The sequence below is a fragment of the Pseudomonas sp. G3-19 genome (assembly GCF_054855875.1).
Genome location: NZ_JBMPIQ010000003.1, coordinates 4,000,520 through 4,023,776 on the forward strand (window position 1 = coordinate 4,000,520; position 23,257 = coordinate 4,023,776).

A 23,257-nucleotide genomic window follows, 5' to 3' on the forward strand; every position below is an offset into this window, starting at 1 on the left:
TGATGGGTGGTGATGACCATGCAGCATCCTGTGCGTACCGAACTCTGGGCCATCCTGCGGCTGGCGGGGCCGTTGATTGCTTCGCAGTTGGCGCACATGTTGATGGTGCTGACCGACACCCTGATGATGGCGCGCCTCAGCCCCGAAGCCCTGGCCGGCGGCGGACTGGGGGCAGCGAGTTATTCATTCGTGTCGATTTTCTGCATCGGCGTGATTGCAGCGGTCGGCACGCTGGTGGCGATCCGTCAGGGCGCCGGCGACATCATCGGCGCGGCCCGCCTGACCCAGGCCGGGTTGTGGCTGGCATGGCTGATGGCGCTCGGCGCCGGGTTGCTGCTGTGGAACCTGAAACCGGTGTTGCTGCTGTTCGGCCAGACCGAAACCAACGTCCATGCCGCCGGGCAATTCCTCATCGCCCTGCCCTTCGCCCTGCCCGGCTACCTGAGCTTCATGGCCCTGCGCGGCTTCACCAGTGCGATCGGCCGGGCGACCCCGGTGATGGTCATCAGCCTCGGCGGCACCGTGGCCAACTTCCTGCTCAATTACGCATTGATTACCGGCATGTTCGGTCTGCCGAAACTGGGGTTGACCGGCATCGGCCTGGTCACGGCAATCGTTGCCAACTGCATGGCGCTGGCGCTGGCCTGGCACATCCGCCGGCACCCGGCCTATGACGCTTACCCGTTGCGCGCCGGCCTGTCGCGGCCAAATCGTCAGTATCTGAAAGAACTGTGGCGCCTCGGTCTGCCGATTGGTGGCACCTACGCGGTCGAAGTCGGCCTGTTTGCCTTCGCGGCCCTGTGCATGGGCACCATGGGCAGCACGCAACTGGGCGCACACCAGATCGCCCTGCAGATCGTTTCGGTGGCATTCATGGTGCCGGCCGGGATGTCCTACGCGATCACCATGCGCGTCGGCCAGCACTACGGCGCCGGGCAACTGAGCGATGCGCGGATGTCCGGCCGGGTCGGCATCGTTTTCGGTGCGGTGGTGATGCTGGGTTTTGCCATGGTGTTCTGGCTGTTGCCGAATCAGTTGGTCGGGTTGTTCCTTGATCACAACGATCCGGCCTTTGCCGAAGTGATTCGTCTGGCGGTGAGCCTGCTGGCGGTGGCGGCGTGGTTCGAGCTGTTTGACGGCACGCAGACCATCGCCATGGGCTGCATCCGTGGACTCAAGGATGCGAAAACCACGTTTCTGGTTGGCCTTGCTTGTTATTGGTTGATTGGCGCACCGGCGGCGTGGTGGATGGCGTTCCACCTGAACTGGGGGCCGACGGGCGTCTGGTGGGGATTGGCGCTGGGCCTGGCCTGCGCGGCGGTGAGCCTGACGCTGGCGTTTGAATGGAAGATGAAGCGGATGATTCAGCGCGAACCTCTGTCATCAAACCAGTACACAGTCGCTCAGGCAGACTGAGATTCCCTTGTGGGAGCGGGCTTGCTCGCGAAAGCGGTGGGTCAGGCAGCCTATGCTTTGACTGACACGACGCCTTCGCGAGCAAGCCCGCTCCCACAGGGATTCATGCCTAACCCGGAGATTGCGTTCAACTGACGATTTCGAGGGCTGGCTGCTGGCTAGAGCCGAAGGTCAGGTATTCAACCAGCTCTGCCAACGGCAACGGCCGGCTGATCAGATAGCCCTGCACCTGATCACAGCCAAACCCGCGCAATAACTCCAGTTGCTCCGGGGTCTCCACGCCCTCCGCCACCACTTCCAGATGCAGGTTATGCGCGAGGTTGATCATCGCGTGCACCAGTTTGCGATTCTCTTCGCGCTGCTCCATGCCGCCGACAAAGCTTTTGTCGATCTTCAGCAAGGTGATCGGCAGGCTGTTGAGGTGCACGAACGAGGAGAACCCGGTGCCGAAGTCATCCAGCGAGAAACGCACGCCGAGACGGCCGAGGGCGTCCATGGTCTGTTTGACCAGATCGCTGCGCCGCATGACGGCGGTTTCGGTGAGCTCAAACTCCAGCCACTGCGCCTCGACCCCGCGCTCGGCAATCAGCCGGCTGAGCGTCGGCAGCAACTGGCTGTCCTGAAACTGGCGGAACGACAGGTTGATCGCCATGTGCAGCGCCGGCAGCCCGCGCTCGCGCAGTGCCTGCATGTCGCGCAACGCGCGGGAAATCACCCAGTAGCCCAGCGGCACGATCAGACCGCTCTGCTCGGCCAGCGGCACGAATTCGCTCGGCGGTAGCAGACCGCGCTCGCCATGGCGCCAGCGCACCAGGGCTTCGAGGCCGACGATCTGCCCGTCTGCAAGATTCAGCCGTGGCTGGTAGTGCAACTCCAGCTCATCGCGGCGCAAGGCCCGGCGCAGCTCACTTTCGAGGTCGGCCATGCTCCGGGCGTTGCGGTTGATGCGTTCGTTGAAGATATGGAAGGTGCAGCCCTGCGTACTCTTGGCCTGCTGCATGGCAATGTGCGCGTGCCACATCAGTGGGTCGGCGCCACCCTGTGCACGGGCATGGGCGATGCCGAGGCTGGAGCCGATCAACAGGCTTTCGCCATCGACCCAATACGGTTCGGCGAGGGCTTCGGTAATGCGTTCGGCCATCCACTCGGCGCGTTGCGGCGCGCGGCGGGTGTCGATCAGCAAGGCAAACTCGTCGCTGCCCAGCCGCGCCAGTTGATCCCCGGCCTCAAGCTGACTTTTCAGCCGCGCGACGACTTGCAGGATCAAGCGATCGCCGGCCTGATGACCGAGGGCGTCGTTGGCGTGACGGAAGTTGTCGAGATCGAGATGCCCGAGGGCCAGACCACGGCCGTCGTTTTCCGCCAGGCGCGCCGCGAGCAGGGTCTGGAAGCCCTGGCGGTTGGCGATGCCGGTCAGAGGATCCTGTTCGGCCAGGCGTTGCAGGGTGTTTTCGAGGACGCCGCGTTCACGCACATGGCGCAGACAACGGCGCAGCATGCCGGCGTCGAGGGCGTCGAACACCAGCCAGTCACTGACGCCAACCGGCGCGGTGGCCGGTTCGTGATCCAGCAGCAACACCGTCGGCAGGCTGCAACGGCCCGGGGCCGGCTGCAACGCGGGAACGGTCAACAACACCGCGTGACGATTGTCTTCGAACAGACTGCTGACCGACTCCCAGCTCGGCGCACTGATCAGCACCGCCGCGCTCCCCATCGGAGCCAGACACTCGCGCAATAACGCTGTCCACGCTGGCTCTTCGGCCAGTAGCAGCAAACGCAAGGGTTCGACAGGCGTAGACAAGCTAGCTCCCTAGACTCTGCAATGATGTGGGCGGGGCATTATGCCGTTGCGATGTTCAATGACAACGATTATCAGAACGTTATTTTGTGTCACGAATGAGAACATTAGCCGCAAAATCACCGTGTATCCTCCGCGAAAGTAACAAAACCGGCAAATTTGAATCGCGTGGTACGTCACAAGTCGGACAGAGCAGCACAAATCGCTGAGCCTGTTAAAATGCCGGCCCATTTCGTCAACGACTCCCGAATTTTCGTATGTCCCGACTCAATCCCCGGCAGCAAGAAGCCGTGAACTACGTCGGCGGCCCTCTATTGGTGCTCGCCGGCGCTGGCTCCGGCAAGACCAGCGTGATCACCCGCAAGATCGCGCACCTGATCCAGAACTGCGGCATCCGCGCCCAGTACATAGTCGCCATGACCTTTACCAACAAGGCCGCGCGCGAGATGAAGGAGCGGGTCGGCACCCTGCTGCGTGCCGGCGAAGGTCGCGGCCTGACGGTCTGCACCTTCCACAACCTGGGCCTGAACATCATCCGCAAGGAGCATGCGCGGCTGGGCTACAAACCCGGTTTCTCGATCTTCGACGAGACCGACGTCAAAGCCCTGATGACCGACATCATGCAGAAGGAATACGCAGGCGACGACGGCGTCGACGAGATCAAGAACATGATCGGCGCCTGGAAAAACGACCTGATCCTGCCGGCCCAGGCGCTGGAAAACGCGCGCAATCCGAAAGAACAGACTGCCGCCATCGTCTACACCCACTATCAGCGCACGCTCAAGGCGTTCAACGCGGTGGACTTCGACGACCTGATCCTGCTGCCGGTAAAGCTCTTCGAAGAGCACGCCGACATTCTCGAAAAGTGGCAGAACAAGGTGCGTTACCTGCTGGTCGACGAATACCAGGACACCAACGCCAGCCAGTACCTGCTGGTGAAGATGCTGATCGGCAAGCGTAATCAGTTCACCGTGGTGGGCGACGACGACCAGTCGATCTACGCCTGGCGCGGCGCGCGGCCGGAAAACCTGATGCTGCTCAAGGATGACTACCCGTCGCTGAAAGTGGTGATGCTCGAGCAGAACTACCGCTCCACCAGCCGCATCCTGCGCTGCGCCAACGTGCTGATCTCGAACAACCCGCACGAATTCGAAAAACAGCTGTGGAGTGAGATGGGCCACGGCGACGAGATCCGCGTGATCCGCTGCCGCAACGAGGACGCCGAAGCCGAGCGCGTGGCCATGGAAATCCTCAGCCTGCACTTGCGTACCGACCGCCCGTACAGCGATTTCGCGATCCTCTATCGCGGCAACTACCAGGCCAAGCTGATCGAACTGAAGTTGCAGCACCACCAGGTGCCGTACCGCCTGAGCGGCGGCAACAGCTTCTTCGGTCGTCAGGAAGTGAAGGACCTGATGGCCTACTTCCGCCTGATCGTGAACCCGGACGACGACAACGCCTTCCTGCGCGTGATCAACGTGCCGCGTCGGGAAATCGGCTCGACCACCCTGGAAAAACTCGGCAACTACGCCACCGAACGCAAGATCTCGATGTACGCCGCCACCGACGAAATCGGTCTGGGCGAGCATCTGGACAGCCGCTTCACCGATCGCCTGTCGCGCTTCAAGCGCTTCATGGACAAAGTCCGTGAGCAGTGCGCCGGCGAAGATCCGATCTCGGCGCTGCGCAGCATGGTCATGGACATCGACTACGAGAACTGGCTGCGCACCAACAGTTCCAGCGACAAGGCTGCGGACTACCGGATGAGCAACGTCTGGTTCCTGATCGAGGCCTTGAAGAACACCCTGGAAAAAGACGAAGACGGCGAAATGACCGTCGAGGACGCCATTGGCAAACTGGTCCTGCGCGACATGCTCGAGCGTCAGCAGGAAGAAGAGGACGGCGCCGAAGGCGTGCAGATGATGACCCTGCATGCGTCCAAGGGTCTGGAATTCCCTTACGTGTTCATCATGGGCATGGAAGAGGAAATCCTCCCGCACCGCTCCAGCATCGAAGCCGACACCATCGAGGAGGAACGCCGCCTGGCCTACGTGGGTATCACCCGCGCCCGTCAGACCCTGGCCTTCACCTTCGCCGCCAAGCGCAAACAGTACGGCGAGATCATCGACTGCGCGCCAAGCCGCTTCCTCGATGAGCTGCCGCCGGACGACCTGGCGTGGGAAGGCAACGACGACACACCGACCGAAGTCAAAGCCGTGCGCGGCAATAGCGCATTGGCTGATATACGCGCGATGTTAAAGCGCTAGAATTGACCACTTTTTTAAAGCTTAGGGCGCACAAGCGCTGAACGAGGACAGCTTCATGGAAGCATTGCAGCAGAAAATCCGCGAACAAGGCATCGTGCTTTCCGACCAGGTCCTGAAAGTCGACGCCTTCCTGAACCACCAGATCGACCCGGCCCTGATGAAGCTGATCGGCGACGAATTCGCCACGCTGTTCAAGGATTCGGGCATCACCAAGATCGTCACCATCGAAGCCTCGGGCATCGCTCCGGCGATCATGACCGGTCTGAACCTCGGTGTGCCGGTGATCTTCGCCCGCAAGCAGCAGTCCCTGACCCTGACCGAAAACCTGCTGTCGGCGACCGTTTACTCGTTCACCAAGAAGACCGAAAGTACCGTGGCCATCTCGCCGCGTCACCTGACCAGCAGCGACCGCGTGCTGATCATCGACGACTTCCTGGCCAACGGTAAGGCTTCGCAGGCGCTGATCTCGATCATCAAACAGGCTGGCGCCACCGTCGCCGGTCTGGGCATCGTGATCGAGAAGTCGTTCCAGGGCGGCCGTGCCGAGCTGGATTCGCAGGGCTATCGCGTTGAATCGCTGGCCCGCGTGAAATCGTTGAAGGATGGCGTCGTTACCTTCATCGAATAAGCCACACCGCATTACCCCCTGTGGGAGCGGGCTTGCTCGCGAAGGCGTCGTGTCAGTCGAGCTATTCTTTGACTGACACGACGCCTTCGCGAGCAAGCCCGCTCCCACCGTTGGTTTTGGGGTGAGCCGTTACTGCGCGGTGGCCTTCAGGCCGGTAAGGAGCAAGCGCTGGAAAAGGTCTTCTTTCAGGCCTTCCGGGTGGGTCAGTTGCATACGTTCAAGGTGTTCGGGGAACGTCGAAGCCTCCGGCGCATCCAGCGCAGCCTTGCCCAGCTCCAATATCTCACTCAGCTTGAACTTACTTTTCAGCCAGTTCAGCGCCCGCAGCAGATCCCGTTCGATCGCGGTGAAATCACAACCCAGCGGATACTCGGGAAACAGATTCGGATGCTTCGCCGCAATCGCCTGCAAGCGTTGCGGGGTGTTGTCGGCAAAGCGTGGATCGAGGCGGAAATCCTTCGGCAGTTTGCCGACCTTCTGCGCCTGTTCGATCAGCCCCGGTTGAAAGCGTGAATCGCTGATGTTCAGCAACGACTCGATTACCACCGCATCGGTCTTGCCGCGCAGATCGGCAATGCCGTATTCGGTGACCACGATGTCGCGCAGGTGCCGTGGAATCGTGCAATGGCCGTACTCCCAGACGATGTTCGAGCTGACCTCGCCGGCGGACTCGCGCCAGCTGCGCAGGATCAGAATCGAACGCGCATCGTGCAGCGCGTGGCCCTGGGCGACGAAATTGTATTGCCCGCCGACACCGCTGAGCACCCGCCCGTCTTCCAATTGATCGGCCACACCCGCGCCCATCAGCGTCATAGTGAACACGGTGTTGATGAACCGGGCATCGAGGCGCTGCAAGCGCTTGAGCTCTTCCTGCCCGTACAGCTCGTTGATGTAGCTGATGCGGGTCATGTTGAATTCGAGGCGCTTGCTCAGCGGCAGCTCGCGCAGGCGCTCGTAGAAACTGCGCGGGCCGAGGAAGAAGCCGCCGTGCACCGAGATGCCATCGGTCTGCGCCGACTCATCGAGGGTGCCGGCGTTGGCCTGCTCCTGAGTGTGCACGTCGGGGTAGACCTTGCGCCGGATGATCCCGGCATCGGCCAGCACCAGCAGGCCGTTGACGAACATTTCGCTGCAGCCATACAGGCCTTTGGCGAATGGCGCGGTACCGCCCTCGCGCTCGATCAACTGTGCCCACTGACTGAGATTGATGTCGTTGAGCAAGGCTTGGTAACCGGCGTTGTCCGCCTGCCGCGCGAGCAATGCGGCCGTGAGCGCGTCGCCCATCGAACCGATGCCGATCTGCAAGGTGCCGCCGTCGCGCACCAGGGTGCTGGCGTGCAAACCGATGAAGTGATCCTGAAAACCCACCGGCATGTTCGGCGTGGAAAACAGCGTGCTGCTGTCCTTCGCGTCGATCAGCAGGTCGAAGGTGTCGATATCGACTTCGGCATCGCCGGGCATGTACGGCAGATCGGTGTGCACCTGACCGACCAGCAGAATGGTCTCCCCGGCGTCGCGACGCTTGGTGATCATCGGCAACAGGTCGAGGGTGATGTCCGGGTTGCAGCTCAGGCTCAGGCGATCGGGATGCTCGCTGCTGCTGGCGAGCAATTGCGCCACCAGATTGAGGCCGGCGGCATTGATATCGCGGGCGGCGTGGCTGTAGTTGCTGCTGACGTAATCCTGCTGGGCCGGCGGGCTGTTGAGCAGGCTGCCGGGCTGCATGAAGAACTGTTCGATACGGATGTTGGCGGGCAGGCTGTCACGCTGCAGATCGGCGAGGAAATCGAATTCGGGGTAGTCGCCGAACACGCGCTCGACGAAGGGTTCGATGAAGCGCTTCTGCAGACCGTCGCCCAGCGTCGGCCGCCCCAGGCACAGCGCGGTGTACATCGTCAGCTGTCGTTCGGGCAAATCCTTGATCCGCCGGTACAGCGCGTTGACGAAGTGATTGGGCTTGCCCAGCCCCAGCGGCATGCCCATATGGATATGTGCCGGCAGACGTGCAAGCACATCGTCCACTGCCTGTTCGATCGAACACAACTGCACCATCTGAAGCCTCCTGCCCGTTCCGTGAATAGGGGTAGACCGAGCTTGCCTCGACTTTGCTGCAAAGGACAGCGAAAGCCGTGAATCGCAGGCACAAAAAAACCGTCCGAAGACGGTTTTTTTCGTCAGAAGCGCGGCTTATTTCAGGCCGGACATCTTCTGGATCGCGCCTTTCAACTCGTCGTCCGAGCAATCGGCGCAGGTGCCTTTTGGCGGCATGGAATTGATGCCGGTGATGGCTTTGGCGAGGATGCCGTCGAGGCCGCCCTGGTGATCGGCGCGGTCTTTCCAGGCGGCGGTGTCACCGATTTTCGGTGCGCCTAGCAGACCCGTACCGTGGCAAGCGTTGCAATGTTTTGCAATCACTTCATCCGGCGTCTTCGCCCCACCACCGCCTCCAGCGGAGGCAGCGACTTCCATCCCTTTGCATTCCTGTCCCTGAACGCACACCTGGCCGACCGGCTCGAGGCGCTTGGCAATGTCGTCATTCGTCGCAGCTTGAGCGCTGACAGCCCAGAGGGCCAGTACGGTTGCTGGTGCGGCCAGCATTTTCATAATTAGGTTCACGCGTTCACCCTCAATGGTGGCTATTCACGCCTGCGGCCACGGTTCGCAGGCGGGCGCAAGTATAGCGGGTAGCCCGCCACACTGAAACAACCCCATAGTCGAAGGGGTTATACCGCGCTGTGGAAAAACTCATCGGATGCCTTCACCGTCATGGCCTGGCACCTCTGTCTTTAAAAATTCGCCGGCGTGGCTGCGCTGATTAGTCGCGCGGGCGCGTCGAACGGATTACGGAAACGGTGCGGCTTGGTACTTTCAAAATAGTAGCTGTCGCCGGCTTCGAGAATAAAAGTTTCCAGACCCACCACCAGTTCCAGACGCCCTTCCACCAGAATCCCGGTTTCTTCGCCTTCATGGGTGAGCATTTCTTCGCCGGTATCAGCGCCCGGCGGGTAGATCTCGTTGAGAAACGCGATGGCCCGGCTCGGGTGCGCGCGGCCGACCAGTTTCATGGTCACCGCGCCGTCGGAGATGTCGATCAGCTCGTTGGCCTTGTAGACGATCTGGGTCGGGACTTCCTGCAGGATTTCTTCGGAAAAGAACTCGACCATGGACATGGGAATCCCGCCCAGAACCTTCCTCAGCGAACTGATCGAAGGGCTGACGCTATTCTTTTCGATCATCGAAATGGTGCTGTTGGTGACGCCCGCGCGTTTGGCGAGTTCACGCTGGGAAAGCCCTTTGAGCTTGCGGATCGATTGCAGTCGTTCACCGACGTCCAAGGCGGGAGCCTCCTGATGTTGTAAGAATATTGAGCGTTATCATGGCGACAGCGTTCAGTATTTACAACACTTGGCCCCCGCAGCGGCCTCAACCCTCGGAATAGAGCCTTGGCACGCGACGCAGGTTGCAGAAGATCTGGTAGGGAATGGTGTCCGCCCACTGCGCCACTTCGCTGGCGAGGATGTTTTTGCCCCACAGTTCGACGGTCGAACCGAGGTCCGCTTCCGGCACATCGGTGAGGTCGATGCAGAGCATGTCCATCGATACGCGGCCAAGCAGGCGGCTGCGTTTGCCGGCCACCAGCACCGGCGTGCCGGTCGGGGCATGACGCGGGTAGCCATCGGCATAGCCCATGGCAACCACGCCGATGCGCATCGGCTTGTCGGTGATGAATTTGGCGCCATAGCCGATCGGCTCGCCGGCGGGCAGTTCGCGCACGCAGATGACTTTCGATTCGAGGGTCATCACCGGTTGCAGACGCTCGGCCACGGCGTTGGCTTCTTCGAACGGGGTCGCGCCGTAGAGCATGATGCCCGGGCGGACCCAGTCGCTGTGGATCTGCGGCCAACCGAGCACGGCCGGCGAGTTGCGCAGGCTGACTTCGGCAGCCAGACCCTGACGCGCCGCTTCGAACACCGCGACCTGATCGGCGCTGCTCTGCTCATGCAGTTCATCGGCGCGGGCGAAGTGGCTCATCAGCACGATCTTCGCCACTTTGCCGCTGGCCAGCAGACGCTGGTAAGCCGCCGCGTAGTCCTTCGGATGCAGGCCGACGCGGTGCATGCCGGAATCGAGCTTGAGCCACACGGTGATCGGTTTGCTCAATGCCGTCTGCTCGATGGCTTCGAGCTGCCACAGCGAATGCACCACGGTCCAGAAATCATGTTCGACGATCAGTGCCAGCTCGTCAGCCTCGAAGATGCCTTCGAGCAACAACACCGGGGCCTTGATGCCGGCCGCGCGCAGCTCCAGCGCTTCTTCAATGCAGGCGACGGCAAACCCGTCGGCCTCGGTTTCCAGCGCCTGGGCGCAACGCACCGCGCCGTGACCGTAGGCATCAGCCTTGATCACCGCCAGCGCCTTGGCGCCGGTGACTTCGCGGGCAATTCGGTAGTTGTGGCGCAGGGCTTCTAGGTCGATCAGGGCACGGGCAGGACGCATGGCGGCAGACTTCTAGGCGGTCATGGAAATAAAAACCGGCGCCGACTGACGACGTGAACCGCCAACAGCGCCGGGAGAGGGATCTTTGAATCGGTTACGGCAACGCGGCGACGATGGAGACCTCGACCAGGATGCTCGGCTTGGCCATCTTCGCTTCGACGGTGGCCCGGGCCGGCGCGGCGCCTTTGGGCAGCCACTGATCCCACACCGAGTTCATCCCGGCAAAGTGCGCCTCGATGTCGTTCAGGTAGATCGTTGCCGACAGCAGATGCTGCTTGTCAGTCCCGGCCAGATCCAGCAAACGCTCGATATTGGCGAGCACCTCGCGGGTCTGCTGTTCGACTCCGGCGTCGAAGTCGTCGCCGACCTGCCCGGCCAGATACACGGTGCCGTTGTGGGTGACGATCTGACTCATGCGCTCATTGGTGAGCTGGCGCTGGATTGCCATGTTTTGCGGACTCCTGAGGCTTGTTGCCGTAACGGGAAATATCGAGGCCTTCGGCGCTGATCTGCGGCTTTTTCTTCGCCATCAGATCGGCCAGCAAACGACCGGAACCGCACGCCATGGTCCAACCCAGGGTGCCGTGACCGGTGTTGAGGAACAGGTTCTTGAACGGCGTGGCGCCCACGATCGGCGTGCCGTCCGGGGTGGTCGGACGCAGGCCGGTCCAGAAGCTCGCCTCGGCCAGATTGCCGCCCTGAGGATAAAGGTCGTTGACGATCATCTCCAGGGTTTCACGCCGACGCGGGTTCAGCGACAGGTCAAAACCGGCGATTTCGGCCATGCCGCCGACGCGGATGCGGTTGTCGAAACGGGTGATCGCGACCTTGTAGGTTTCGTCGAGAATGGTCGAGGTCGGGGCCATGGCCGGGTTGGTGATCGGCACGGTCAGCGAGTAACCCTTGAGCGGATACACCGGAGCCTTGATGCCCAGCGGCTTGAGCAGTTGCGGTGAGTAGCTGCCGAGGGCCAGCACGTAGCGGTCGGCGGTTTCCAGCTTGCCGTCGATCCATACACCGTTGATGCGGTCACCGGCGTAGTCGAGGCGCTGGATGTCCTGGCCGAAGCGGAATTCCACACCAAGTTTCACGGCCATTTCCGCCAGGCGCGTAGTGAACATCTGGCAGTCGCCGGTCTGGTCGTTCGGCAGACGCAGGGCGCCGGCGAGGATGTCGGTGACATTGGCCAGGGCCGGCTCGACACGGGCAATGCCGGCGCGGTCGAGAACTTCAAACGGCACGCCGGACTCTTTCAGCACGGCGATGTCTTTAGCGGCGCCATCGAGCTGTGCCTGAGTGCGGAACAGTTGCGTGGTACCGAGGCTGCGGCCTTCGTAAGCGATGCCGGTTTCGGCGCGCAGTTCATCGAGGCAGTCGCGACTGTACTCGGACAGACGCACCATGCGCTCCTTGTTCACTGCGTAACGGCTAGCGGTGCAGTTGCGCAGCATTTGCGCCATCCACAGGTACTGGTCGATGTCGGCAGTGGCCTTGATCGCCAACGGCGCGTGGCGCTGCAGCAACCACTTGATGGCCTTGAGCGGTACACCCGGCGCAGCCCATGGCGAGGCATAACCCGGCGACACCTGGCCGGCGTTGGCGAAACTGGTCTCCATGGCCACGGCTGGCTGCCGGTCGACCACCACCACTTCAAACCCGGCACGGGCCAGATAGTAAGCACTGGCGGTACCGATGACGCCGCTACCCAAGACCATTACGCGCATTTTTGTATCCCTCATCGCGGCGGGGCCGCGTACGTCTGTTGTTAGAGCAATGATGCGCGCAGTGTAAAAAAGAATGGCCAGTGCATTTCACTATATAAGCGCCTATATTTGGCGACAATTCTCGGCAAAAACCCTTTTCACGGAGGCGCATCCCCTATGCGTACCAACACTCAGACCAAACGTGAGCTGGACAAGATCGACCGCAACATCTTGCGGATCCTGCAGGCGGACGGGCGCATATCGTTTACCGAACTCGGGGAGAAGGTTGGTCTGTCCACCACACCGTGTACGGAGCGAGTGCGGCGACTGGAGCGCGAAGGGATCATCATGGGCTACAACGCCCGCCTGAACCCGCAGCACTTGAAGGGTAGCCTGCTGGTGTTCGTCGAGATCAGCCTCGATTACAAATCCGGCGACACCTTCGAAGAGTTCCGCCGCGCGGTGCTGAAACTGCCGCACGTGCTGGAATGCCATTTGGTGTCAGGGGATTTCGACTATCTGGTGAAGGCGCGGATCTCCGAGATGGCCTCGTACCGCAAGCTGCTGGGCGACATTCTGTTGAAGCTGCCGCATGTGCGTGAGTCGAAGAGCTATATCGTGATGGAAGAGGTGAAGGAGAGTTTGAGCCTGCCGATTCCGGATTGAGATTTGTGCTGCCTGATCCGGCCCCATCGCTGGCAAGCCAGCTCCCACAGGTTCAGTGATTAACACATATTCTGTGAACGACGACGATCACTGTGGGAGCTGGCTTGCCAGCGATTGGGTCGACTCGGTTCCAGCAATTGCGCTAAACCAACACCTGCCGATTCGCCGCCATGTATTCGAAGATCTGCTTTTCAACCCGTGGATGAATCAACTCCACCGGCCCCCGCCCGTTCGGGCATGGCAGGGTTTTGGTGGTACCGAACAACCGGCAAATCAGCGGTCGCTCGCCATACACCGTGCAGCCATTCGGCCCCAGGTGTACACAGTTCAGTTCTTCCATCGCCGCATCCTGCTCGGCGCGGGTCTTGCGCGGCAGGCGTGACATTTCTTCCGGCGAGGTGGTCACCGGCCCGCAGCAGTCATGGCAGCCTGGCACGCACTCGAACGTGGGGATCTGCTGACGCAGGTCGCGAATGGTCTGGCGGTTGCAACTCATCGAAACGGTAATCCACATGAAATAGGCGGCAATTGTGCCGCAAAAGCCGAGATCCACACAGCAACGGCCGACCAGTGTTGCCCGTCTTCGGCCGTGCGGCTTATGCTCCGTCAAATTTTCTCGACACCCAGCCGTTGGATGATGCCCATGAATGCCCGCGCCCGAACCTTCGCGAGCCAACCCCACGTTGCCTCTTACTACGCCGCCAGCAGCCTGCCGCAGCCCGAGTATCCGGTGCTGCAAGGCGAGCTGAGCGCAGACGTGTGCGTGGTCGGCGGCGGCTTCTCGGGGCTGAACACCGCGCTGGAATTGGCCGAACGCGGCCTCAGTGTGGTGTTGCTGGAAGCGCACCGGGTCGGTTGGGGCGCCAGCGGCCGCAACGGCGGGCAGTTAATTCGCGGGGTCGGCCACGGCCTCGACCAGTTCAGCAACGTCATCGGCGCTGACGGCGTTCGCCAGATGAAACTGATGGGCCTGGAAGCGGTGGAAATCGTCCGCCAGCGCGTCGAGCGTTTCCAGATCCCGTGCGATCTGACTTGGGGCTACTGCGATCTCGCCAACAAACCGGCCGATCTCGAAGGCTTTGCCGAAGATGCCGAAGAGCTGCGCAGTCTCGGCTATCGCTACGAAACCCGCCTGTTGCAAGCCGATGAAATGCACACCGTGGTCGGCTCCAAACGTTACGTCGGCGGCTTGATCGACATGGGTTCCGGGCATCTGCACCCACTGAACCTGGCGCTGGGCGAAGCCGCTGCCGCACAGCAATTGGGCGTGCAGCTGTTCGAGCAATCGGCGGTGACGCGTATCGATTACGGCCCCGCAGTTCGCGTCCACACCGCTCAAGGTTCAGTGCGGGCGAAAACCCTGGTGCTGGGCTGCAACGCTTACCTCAACGATCTCAATCCGCAACTCAGCGGCAAAGTACTGCCCGCCGGCAGTTACATCATTGCGACCGAACCGCTGTCCGAAGAACTGGCGCACAGCCTGCTGCCGCAAAACATGGCGGTCTGTGACCAGCGGGTGGCGCTGGATTACTACCGGCTCTCGGCGGATCGGCGCCTGCTGTTCGGCGGTGCCTGCCACTATTCCGGGCGCGACCCGAAGGACATCGGCGCCTACATGCAGCCGAAGATGCTCGAAGTGTTTCCGCAACTGGCGGGCGTGAAAATCGACTATCAATGGGGCGGCATGATCGGCATCGGCGCCAACCGTCTGCCACAGATCGGCAGGCTCAAGGATCAACCGAACGTGTATTACGCCCAGGCCTATTCCGGGCACGGAGTGAATGCCACGCACCTGGCGGGCAAGCTGCTCGCCGAGGCGATCAGCGGGCAGCACAGCGGTGGCTTTGATCTGTTTGCCAAGGTGCCGCACATCACCTTCCCCGGCGGCAAGCATTTGCGCTCGCCGTTGCTGGCGTTGGGGATGTTGTGGCATCGGCTCAAGGAGCTGGTCTGATGTTTTTGCACCAGACTTAATGCCCTCATCGCGAGCAGGCTCACTCCTACAGTAGGAACGTATTCCCCTGTAGGAGTGAGCCTGCTCGCGATGGGGTCAGAAACAGCACCACATCCTTCAGATCCGCCAGAACGGCTTCAACCCCTCTTCATTTGCCTGCTCCCGGGTCAACCCGACGTCCTTGAGCTGCTCCGGCGTCAGATTCATAAGCGCCTTGCGCGTGTGCAGACGATGCCAGAACAGGCCCCAGCGACTCAGGCCGGATGGCGCGTTACGCATGGCGCTATTCCATGCACTGTCCTCCTGCCCTGCCGCCAGTTCCTGACTGCGTAACGTCAGCCGCACATCGCTCAAGCCGTTCATTTTTGTTGCTCCTGTTTACTTGGGTAGCCAGAGATTCCATGATGCGCGGGTCGGCAAAAGCATTACAGATTCAACACATCTGTATTAATTCCATACAGATTTGCCATTCCTGAGACTGAATTACCGATTTTTGCTGCATCTGTACTGGTTTAACGAATCACCTGCATCGAGGCAGTGCCATGACCCTGTATGTGAACCTCGCCGAACTGCTCGGCACCCGCATCGAACAAGGCTTCTACCGTCCTGGCGATCGCCTGCCTTCGGTGCGCGCCTTGAGCGTAGAACACGGGGTCAGCCTGAGCACGGTGCAACAGGCCTATCGCATGCTCGAAGACAGCGGTCTGGCAACGCCGAAACCCAAGTCCGGCTACTTCGTGCCGGTGGGCCGCGAGCTGCCGGAGCTGCCCGCAGTCGGGCGTCCGGCGCAGCGACCGGTGGAGATTTCGCAGTGGGATCAGGTGCTGGAGCTGATTCGTGCGGTGCCACGCAAGGACGTGGTGCAACTGGGTCGGGGCATGCCCGACGTGACCACGCCAACGATGAAACCGCTGTTGCGCGGACTGGCGCGGATCAGCCGCCGCCAGGACATGCCCGGTCTGTATTACGACAACATTCACGGCACCCTCGAACTGCGCGAACAGATCGCTCGATTGATGCTCGACTCCGGTTGCCAGTTGAGCGCCAGCGACCTGGTGATCACCACCGGTTGCCACGAAGCGCTGTCCACCAGCATCCACGCGATCTGCGAGCCGGGCGACATCGTCGCGGTGGATTCGCCAAGCTTTCACGGCGCCATGCAGACGCTCAAAGGGCTGGGCATGAAAGCTCTGGAGATCCCCACCGATCCGCTGACCGGCATCAGCCTCGAAGCGCTGGAACTGGCGCTGGAGCAATGGCCGATCAAGGTCATCCAGATCACCCCCAACTGCAACAACCCGCTCGGCTACATCATGCCGGAGTCGCGCAAGCGCGCCCTGCTCAACTTGGCACAGCGTTTCGACGTGGCGATCATCGAGGACGATGTGTATGGCGAGCTGGCCTACACCTACCCGCGTCCGCGCACGATCAAGTCCTTCGACGAAGATGGTCGAGTGCTGCTGTGCAGCTCGTTTTCCAAGACCTTGGCCCCAGGCCTGCGCATCGGCTGGGTCGCGCCGGGTCGTTATCTGGAACGGGTGCTGCACATGAAATACATCAGCACCGGTTCCACCGCACCGCAGCCGCAGATCGCCATCGCCGAATTTCTCAAGGGTGGCCATTTCGAACCGCACTTGCGGCGGATGCGCAGCCAATACCAACGCAATCGTGACGCGATGATCGACTGGGTTACCCGCTACTTCCCGGTCGGGACCCGCGCCAGTCGTCCACAGGGCAGCTTCATGTTGTGGGTCGAATTGCCGGAGGGTTTCGATACGCTGAAACTCAATCGCGCGCTGCACGATCAGGGCGTACAGATTGCCGTCGGCAGCATCTTTTCCGCCTCGGGCAAGTACCGCAATTGTCTGCGGATGAACTACGCGGCGAAACCGACACCACAGATCGAAGAGGCGGTGCGCAAGGTCGGCGCGGCGGCGATCAAACTGCTGGCCGAAGCCTGATCATTCCAGCTGAAACGTACCGAATCCCTCAAGTCGCTGAAGGTTGGCGACACGACTTGAGGCATCACTGACGCGGGCTTCGATTTCCAGCTCCACCTCCAGATGGCGCCCGGCGGCGAGGCTGCCAGAGCGCCAGGCGGTGATGCGATCGCCAGGCTGCAACAGGCCCGCCTCGCCATCATCGCGCTGCCATTGCACCGGCGCGCCATCCAGACGCGCTGCCACAATGCGTATCTGCAACCGTCCCGGTGCCCAGCGGTAATGCAGCGCATCGCTGCTCGGGGCAGCAAAGGACCACCTGATCGCGCGCGCAGCCGGACATTGAATCCGTAGATGAACCGTGCGCACACCAAAACTGCCGTCATTGCCCGATGGCCGGGCGAGCAGCTCCGCCCGCGTCGAAACGCCATAGTCCACCGCGCTCGGTGAGAGCGTCATCTGGCAGGCCTCGCTGGCCATGACCGAGGTCGATGCCAACGATGCCAGCGTGATCAGGACAATCCATCGATGCATGCGCAATAACTCGGTCATGTAAGGTTCAAAGGCTGACAGAGCGCGTCGACGGGCTCGATCAATGCTTGCTCGTCCGGCGCTTCAGCCAGATTGAATTGCAGGTCGCAGTGCGCGCTATCCGACAGTTGCACCCGCAGCGACTGACCGGGTTTGATGTCCGGCAGAAAGATCGCCCCGGCCTCAAGCACCGTGGTCACGTATTCGCCTTGCCCGTTGTGTACGGCGAGTCCACTGGGCAACCATTGCCGGTCAAGCGTCCTGGCCTTCAACAGCACACGCCGCACGCGGGTGATGGAAAAATCCATATGCTGAACCGAGCCACGCCCGGCCTCGACCTCCTGATAACCGTCGAGCACCTCGACGTTGCGCGGCAAACTCAACGGATCGACTTCCAGCCGGGCTGTGGAATAGGCCGGCAAACTCGCCACCACCGCCCGGCCCAATCCATCCGTCCACACCGGGCCTTGCGGCGTGTACAGCTTCAGACCCGCACGGTCGCCAGCCTTGAGCACGGCAAAGGTCTCGCGCAGTGGATACGGCGACAGCGTCACACCGTCGCGATGCAACGCCATGCCGCCGCGCAGCCCCAGGTCGAATTCGCTGGCCCCGGCTCGCTGGTTCAGGCCCAGATCCAGACTGGTGTAATGCGCCAGTGCGTTGACCCGCAAACCCAGCGATGGCGCCGCAGCTTCACGCTGTTCGGCACTGGCGCTATAGGCCAGGGTTTCACTGAGCACTTCGCTCATCGACACGCCACGGCGCATCCCGGATCGCGGATCGCTGCGCAGGTAGCTGCGAGCCCTGCGCTGATCGCCCAATGGCATCCCGGCCGTCAGATAGACCGAGGTGCCCCGCTGCCTCGCGTCGGCATCGCCGATCCCCCGCTCCAGACTCAACGACAGGCTGATGCGCGCGGGCAGTGTCTGCGACCAGGACAATCCCAGGCGCATGTTGGGTGGCTCGTCCACGCTGGTGTAGCGCGACCAGGTCATGCCGAATGCCCCCCAGCGCTCGACAGTACCGTTGAGCGAAAATGTCCAGTGATCGCGCCCGGAGGCGTCGGCCCGTCCCTGCTGCTGGCTCCAACCGGTGTCCGACAGGCTGCGAAAGCCCTGGCCACGGTGCACCGCAACCACACTGGTGGACAGATTCGGCGACAACACGGCACTGACGGTCATTTGCACCTCATGACCTGCAATGCCTGTGTCTCGATCGCTGGACAGCACCTGGCGCACACCGGTGCTCAGATTGCCCGGCCATTGACGCTGCAGCCCCCAGCCTGCCGACAGATAATCCGCCCCACCGAGGAACCCGCCGCTCACGCGCAACGCTCGTGACAGACTCCACTCCCGGCCAAGGGTGGCAAATGACGGCGCCTGACGATCATCCGAACCCTGGCGTCGCACCGTGCCCAGCGCCAGATTGAAGCCGTCGGCGCGATCGAATTGTGGATCCTGCAGGCTGGCTGCCGGGACGCGAAAGCGCCGCACTTGCCCTTCCTGCTCGTGCACGCTGACCTCGAGGTCGAGCTGGTTGCTCAACAACGGCAGCGCGCGCAAGGTGAAGGGGCCGCCGGGAACCAGCGTGGTGTAGATCAGCACGCCGTTCTGCCGGACTTCGATTCGCGATGGCGACCAGGCTATGCCCTCGACCTCGCCACGTGCGCCCTCCTGTGCCGCGCGCATTTGCGCGAACGCACCTTCCGGCAGAATCTGCACTCCGTTGAAAGATTCGCCGGCGAACAATGGCGACTGCAAGTTCAACTGGCCGATCTGCACGTTGGCTTCGTAAGCTTCCAGAGTGCGCGTGCCATAGGCATACAGATGCTCGAAACGCGTGCTGTCGGGCAACTGCGTATAGGACTGGCGACTGCGCAAGACCCAGTTGCCGGCATTCAGGCCGAACTCCGAACCCAGCCTGCGAAAATCGCTACGTTGCCCCTCGTGCTGGCTGCCCATGACCAAAACATCGTAGTTGAACACGCCGCCCACTCCGCCATTGGCGAAGCTGCGTGGCTGAAATTCCGGCAATGCCAACAGGTCCGTCGGCAGCAGCAGGTCGATCTGTTCCTTACCGGGATGCAATGCAACGGTGGCCGCTGGCAGACCTTCGCCCAGCGTCAGGCACTGCTGCGGTTGAACGGGGGGCAAAGCCGCTTGCGCGCGCACACCAGCAGCCTTGAGCAAGGCCGGTTGCAGGCACGGCTCGCCCTGTTCATTGAATGTCACGAACACCCGCCCCCGTGGCTGTCCATTGACCTCAAGCGCGACCAGCCATGTGCCTTGGGAGAAACGCGGTGCCTGGCGAAAGTACTCAGCCAATGCGGGGTCGAGCCCGCGCTCGCGAAGCACCTGCGCATCGAATTCCACCCCTTCACTGGCCATCGTCATGCCGATCGCATTCGCCATCAGCAGTGCCAGTCCCTGACGGGCACACGTGCGCATCAGTGCGTAACCGGGGCATCAAAGTGATCGACCGCAAAGCCATATGTGGTCGCCGGAAAGATCCGCACTGCCATGGTTCGCACTGTTACGTTCAACGGCAAGCCGACAGACAGGCGCTCCCCTGGCAGGATCCAGGTACGCGGCAGATCCACCGCCTGCGTGCCCGGCAGCGGAACAATCGCTTTAGCCAGGCGCACCACGTAAGGACTGGGATTACTGACCAGCAAACCTTCAGCCGTGGCTGACCAGCTCAGGCGTTTCCATGGCTCGCGCTCCACTGGCAGACCGGCGGGGCGCAGGATCACCGGCAGGTTTTGCCGAACACCCAGATTGACCCGGGCACCGTCGACACCTGCCACAGGATTGATCCCCTCAAAAATCACCCGTTTCAGACGCTCGGTCTGCAATGGTTCGGCGCTCTGCAACATGAACCGTACCTGCTGCACCGCACCAGGCTCGACACGGGCAATCGGCGGACTGAACAGCAACAGCTGTTGATCGTGCGGCTCGATATTTTCGACCGTGGTGTGCAGCAGGGCCGGACGCGTTTCGGTGTTTCGCACATTCATCGTCGCTTCACCGACACCCTCATCCACCACCAGCACAGGGGTTTGCGGCACCATTCCGGCAGCGTGAACCCCGGGCATCAAAATCAAGACGAGCAGGCACAGTGGCAACGCCCGCAAGCCTGGGCGGCACATTGAAATCGGCATCGGTATTGCTCCGCAGGGGGCAGCGCACCCGGCAAAGGGCGCGCTGAATGAACCTGAAAGAACCCGGTAATGGCCGGGTTCTGACGATCAGAGGTAGAACATCTCGAAGGTCACCGAGCCATCGAGCGGGATCTCGCTGGTGATCGGCAGCGCGTTGCTCGGGCCGATGATCGGCAACAGGCTCATCGGAAACCCGTGGTGACGGGCCGCGACCGGGCCAGCTGCCACGCCGGAACCCCATGAGTAGAGCGCCGGGGCATTGCCCACCAGCGGCGAAGCAGGCAGTTGCCACGCCGGTGCTGCCAGAGTGCGTGTCATCAGAGTCTGCGGGGCACCGTCGGCTTCCGGACGACCGTGACGCAGCGCAAATCCGCCGATACGGATGCCGTTGATTTCACCCAGGCCGTAGAACAAAGCCGGATCGTTATTACCGGCACCATCGTTGATGCCCGGCAATTTGGTGGCTGTACGATTGTCTCTGACCGACACCTCGACCGATGCCTCTGCATCACAGTTGATGTGCAGCGAAATGTCGTGGGTCGGCAGCAGCGTCTGCGTGGTCTTGTTCAGGGTGGCTGCGGATATCTTGCGCAAATCTACCGTGCCGCCACCGGCAAATGCAGGGATGCACGAGGTCGGAATAATGGTTCCGATCACGCTCAGATCCACGCTCTCGGCGACCACCAGGGTGGGTAATACTGCAGCCGCGACGGCTGCCATCCATGTTGTTTTTTTCATCAGTCCCTACTTCATCGGTTATTGATCAATGGCAGTTGTTCAGCGCATTGCCTTCACAAGACGCTGAACACCGGGGCGATGATTTCGTTTTTTGCAGGATCCGTATGTAGGAATCGGCGCCGACCAAGAGCTGAAAAAACAACAAAACAAATAGTCCAAAACCACAGGCGAACTCATTCCTACTTTTGAACGACTAATTGTTTACACAGTGTGGCGAGGATCCGCCGGAAACGGTCTTGGAAATCCTCTGCGTGCCATACTCCGTCACCCCCTGCCTCCAGCCGAGAAACCAACGTGCGACCCGGAAAAAAATTGCTCGCTGTCTGTGTGTTGTGTTCGTTGGCCAGTGGTTGCGCCACCCTCGATGCGCCGCGCGAACCCAGCCAGGCGTTGCCGGCCGCGGGCTCCGCATTCGGTCGCTCGATTCAGACCCAGGCAGCGCCCTGGCAGGGCCGTTCCGGCTTCCGCTTGCTGTCCAACAGCACAGAAGCCTTCACCGCCCGCGCCGAGCTGATTCGCAACGCACAAACCAGCCTCGACTTGCAGTACTACATCGTCCATGACGGCGTCAGCACGCGGATGCTGGTGGAAGAACTGCTCAAGGCCGCCGACCGCGGCGTGCGCGTACGCATCCTGCTCGACGACACCACCAGCGACGGCCTCGACACGATCATCGCCACGCTGGCGGCGCATCCACAGATCCAGATCCGCCTGTTCAATCCGCTGCACCTGGGCCGCAGCACCGGCGTGACCCGCGCCGCCGGACGCCTGTTCAACCTGTCGCTGCAACACCGGCGCATGCACAACAAGCTTTTCCTGGCGGACAACAGCGTGGCCATCGTCGGCGGGCGCAATCTGGGCGACGAGTATTTCGATGCCGAGCCAAACCTGAATTTCACCGACATCGACATGCTCAGCGTCGGCCCGGTGGCCGAGCAGCTCGGGCACAGTTTCGACCAGTACTGGAACAGCGCGCTGAGCAAGCCGATCGACGAATTCCTCTCCAGCAAACCAAGCGCCAAAGACCTGCAGAACACCCGCACGCGCCTCGAAGAATCGCTGGAGGAAACCCGCAAACAGAACCACGCGTTGTATCAACAACTGATGACGTTCAAGACCGCGCCGCGTATGGATATCTGGCGCAAGGAACTGATCTGGGCCTGGAATCAGGCACTGTGGGACGCGCCGAGCAAGGTGCTGGCCAAGGACGAGCCGGACCCGCAACTGCTGCTGACCACGCAACTGGCGCCGGAGCTGCGCGGCGTCAGCAAAGAGCTGATCATGATCTCGGCGTACTTTGTGCCCGGCCAGCCGGGGCTGGTGTACCTGACCGGGCGCGCCGACGCCGGGGTCTCGGTGAGCCTGCTGACCAACTCGCTGGAAGCCACCGATGTGCCGGCGGTGCACGGCGGTTATGCACCGTATCGCAAGGCGCTGCTGGAGCACGGGGTGAAACTGTATGAGCTGCGCCGTCAGCCTGGGGATAACTATGGCAGTGGCCCGCACCTGTTCTACAGCAAGTCTTTCCGTGGTTCGGATTCCAGTTTGCACAGCAAGGCAATGATTTTCGATCGGCAGAAAGCATTTATCGGCTCGTTCAACTTCGATCCGCGCTCAGTGCTGTGGAACACCGAAGTCGGGGTTCTGGTGGACAGCCCGGAGCTGGCCGAACACGTGCGCGAACTGGCGCTGCAAGGCATGGCGCCGGCTCTGAGCTATCAGGCGAAATTGCAGGATGGGAAGATTGTCTGGGTGACCGAGGACAACGGCCAAATACACACGCTGAGCAAGGAGCCGGGGAGTTGGTGGCGGCGCTTCAATGCGTGGTTCAGCACCACTGTCGGTCTTGAGCGGATGCTCTAGTCGAATTGAAAACTCATTTGTGGCGAGGGAGCTTGCTCCCGCCTGAGTGCGCAGCGCTCACGAAGTCTTTGGGGCCGCTGCGCAGCCCAGCGGGAG

20 protein-coding genes are annotated in these 23,257 nt (G+C 61.7%); 7 read left to right on the forward strand and 13 right to left on the reverse strand.

From position 1 onward, the window contains the following. Window positions 1-18: 18 nt before the first annotated feature. Window positions 19-1,416 (forward strand): NorM family multidrug efflux MATE transporter, encoded by a 1,398-nt coding sequence (locus ACOYXI_RS18440; protein WP_135296827.1) that lies wholly within the window; start codon window positions 19-21, stop codon window positions 1,414-1,416. Window positions 1,417-1,543: 127 nt separating this feature from the next. Here ACOYXI_RS18440 and ACOYXI_RS18445 read toward each other — a convergent pair whose 3' ends face one another. Then, complete coding sequence (locus tag ACOYXI_RS18445) at window positions 1,544-3,217, reverse strand: putative bifunctional diguanylate cyclase/phosphodiesterase (protein WP_027610431.1); 1,674 nt, start codon at window positions 3,215-3,217, stop codon at window positions 1,544-1,546. Window positions 3,218-3,471: 254 nt separating this feature from the next. Between ACOYXI_RS18445 and rep the strand changes: the two genes are divergently transcribed. Both rep and ACOYXI_RS18455 read left to right on the forward strand, forming a co-directional pair. Then, window positions 3,472-5,481 carry a DNA helicase Rep gene (rep, locus tag ACOYXI_RS18450; RefSeq protein ID WP_027610430.1) on the forward strand — a complete coding sequence of 670 codons (2,010 nt, stop codon included), beginning with the start codon at window positions 3,472-3,474 and terminating at the stop codon, window positions 5,479-5,481. Window positions 5,482-5,536: 55 nt separating this feature from the next. Further along, window positions 5,537-6,109, forward strand: coding sequence for a xanthine phosphoribosyltransferase (locus ACOYXI_RS18455; RefSeq protein WP_007962388.1), 573 nt, complete (start codon window positions 5,537-5,539; stop codon window positions 6,107-6,109). Window positions 6,110-6,238: 129 nt separating this feature from the next. On the opposite strand, the gene ACOYXI_RS18460 is transcribed toward ACOYXI_RS18455, so the two are convergent. The 6 genes from ACOYXI_RS18460 to dadA all read right to left on the reverse strand — a co-directional run bounded on the left by ACOYXI_RS18460 (window position 6,239) and on the right by dadA (window position 12,330). Continuing rightward, window positions 6,239-8,161, reverse strand: coding sequence for an acetyl-CoA hydrolase/transferase C-terminal domain-containing protein (locus ACOYXI_RS18460; RefSeq protein WP_461675142.1), 1,923 nt, complete (start codon window positions 8,159-8,161; stop codon window positions 6,239-6,241). A gap of 135 nt (window positions 8,162-8,296) precedes the next feature. Further along, complete coding sequence (locus ACOYXI_RS18465) at window positions 8,297-8,713, reverse strand: c-type cytochrome (protein WP_041071964.1); 417 nt, start codon at window positions 8,711-8,713, stop codon at window positions 8,297-8,299. Between the two features lie 182 nt (window positions 8,714-8,895). Further along, window positions 8,896-9,444 carry a cupin domain-containing protein gene (locus ACOYXI_RS18470; protein WP_007920393.1) on the reverse strand — a complete coding sequence of 183 codons (549 nt, stop codon included), beginning with the start codon at window positions 9,442-9,444 and terminating at the stop codon, window positions 8,896-8,898. Between the two features lie 88 nt (window positions 9,445-9,532). Further along, window positions 9,533-10,606 (reverse strand): alanine racemase, encoded by a 1,074-nt coding sequence (gene alr, locus ACOYXI_RS18475; protein ID WP_210556340.1) that lies wholly within the window; start codon window positions 10,604-10,606, stop codon window positions 9,533-9,535. A gap of 94 nt (window positions 10,607-10,700) precedes the next feature. Next, a complete protein-coding gene (locus ACOYXI_RS18480) occupies window positions 10,701-11,054 on the reverse strand; it encodes a RidA family protein (protein WP_461675143.1) in 354 nt (117 codons plus the stop codon). Beyond that, a complete protein-coding gene (gene dadA, locus ACOYXI_RS18485; protein ID WP_007962383.1) occupies window positions 11,026-12,330 on the reverse strand; it encodes a D-amino acid dehydrogenase in 1,305 nt (434 codons plus the stop codon). The genes ACOYXI_RS18480 and dadA overlap by 29 nt, the downstream gene beginning before the upstream one ends. A 156-nt stretch (window positions 12,331-12,486) precedes the next feature. Between dadA and ACOYXI_RS18490 the strand changes: the two genes are divergently transcribed. Further along, complete coding sequence (locus ACOYXI_RS18490; RefSeq protein WP_003177284.1) at window positions 12,487-12,975, forward strand: Lrp/AsnC ligand binding domain-containing protein; 489 nt, start codon at window positions 12,487-12,489, stop codon at window positions 12,973-12,975. Window positions 12,976-13,117: 142 nt separating this feature from the next. Here the strand turns inward: ACOYXI_RS18490 and ACOYXI_RS18495 are convergent, their stop codons facing one another. After that, on the reverse strand, window positions 13,118-13,471 hold the full coding sequence (locus ACOYXI_RS18495) for a YkgJ family cysteine cluster protein (RefSeq protein WP_027610425.1): 354 nt from the start codon (window positions 13,469-13,471) through the stop codon (window positions 13,118-13,120). A 147-nt stretch (window positions 13,472-13,618) separates the two neighbouring features. Between ACOYXI_RS18495 and ACOYXI_RS18500 the strand changes: the two genes are divergently transcribed. Next, entirely contained in the window at window positions 13,619-14,929 is a 1,311-nt protein-coding gene (locus ACOYXI_RS18500; protein ID WP_461675144.1) for an NAD(P)/FAD-dependent oxidoreductase, read from the forward strand. Window positions 14,930-15,046: 117 nt separating this feature from the next. Here the strand turns inward: ACOYXI_RS18500 and ACOYXI_RS18505 are convergent, their stop codons facing one another. Beyond that, the gene (locus tag ACOYXI_RS18505; protein WP_134784980.1) at window positions 15,047-15,292 is read right to left on the reverse strand and encodes a DUF1127 domain-containing protein; all 246 of its coding nucleotides are present in this window, start codon (window positions 15,290-15,292) and stop codon (window positions 15,047-15,049) included. A gap of 179 nt (window positions 15,293-15,471) precedes the next feature. Between ACOYXI_RS18505 and ACOYXI_RS18510 the strand changes: the two genes are divergently transcribed. Then, the gene (locus ACOYXI_RS18510; RefSeq protein WP_134784981.1) at window positions 15,472-16,890 is read left to right on the forward strand and encodes an aminotransferase-like domain-containing protein; all 1,419 of its coding nucleotides are present in this window, start codon (window positions 15,472-15,474) and stop codon (window positions 16,888-16,890) included. Here ACOYXI_RS18510 and ACOYXI_RS18515 read toward each other — a convergent pair whose 3' ends face one another. The 4 genes from ACOYXI_RS18515 to ACOYXI_RS18530 form a co-directional block, all read right to left on the reverse strand. Then, window positions 16,891-17,421, reverse strand: coding sequence for a DUF1120 domain-containing protein (locus tag ACOYXI_RS18515; protein ID WP_134784982.1), 531 nt, complete (start codon window positions 17,419-17,421; stop codon window positions 16,891-16,893). After that, window positions 17,418-19,847: a fimbria/pilus outer membrane usher protein gene (locus ACOYXI_RS18520; RefSeq protein WP_461675145.1), complete on the reverse strand. Its 2,430-nt coding sequence runs from the start codon at window positions 19,845-19,847 to the stop codon at window positions 17,418-17,420. Before ACOYXI_RS18520 ends, ACOYXI_RS18515 begins: the two co-directional genes overlap by 4 nt. Next, entirely contained in the window at window positions 19,847-20,560 is a 714-nt protein-coding gene (locus ACOYXI_RS18525) for a fimbria/pilus chaperone family protein (RefSeq protein ID WP_103368151.1), read from the reverse strand. The genes ACOYXI_RS18520 and ACOYXI_RS18525 overlap by 1 nt, the downstream gene beginning before the upstream one ends. Window positions 20,561-20,647: 87 nt before the next feature. Then, window positions 20,648-21,298: a DUF1120 domain-containing protein gene (locus ACOYXI_RS18530; protein ID WP_098966262.1), complete on the reverse strand. Its 651-nt coding sequence runs from the start codon at window positions 21,296-21,298 to the stop codon at window positions 20,648-20,650. Between the two features lie 312 nt (window positions 21,299-21,610). Here ACOYXI_RS18530 and ACOYXI_RS18535 point away from each other — a divergent pair, with 312 nt between their 5' ends. Then, window positions 21,611-23,161, forward strand: coding sequence for a phospholipase D family protein (locus ACOYXI_RS18535; RefSeq protein WP_461675146.1), 1,551 nt, complete (start codon window positions 21,611-21,613; stop codon window positions 23,159-23,161). The last annotated feature ends 96 nt before the right edge of the window (window positions 23,162-23,257 follow it).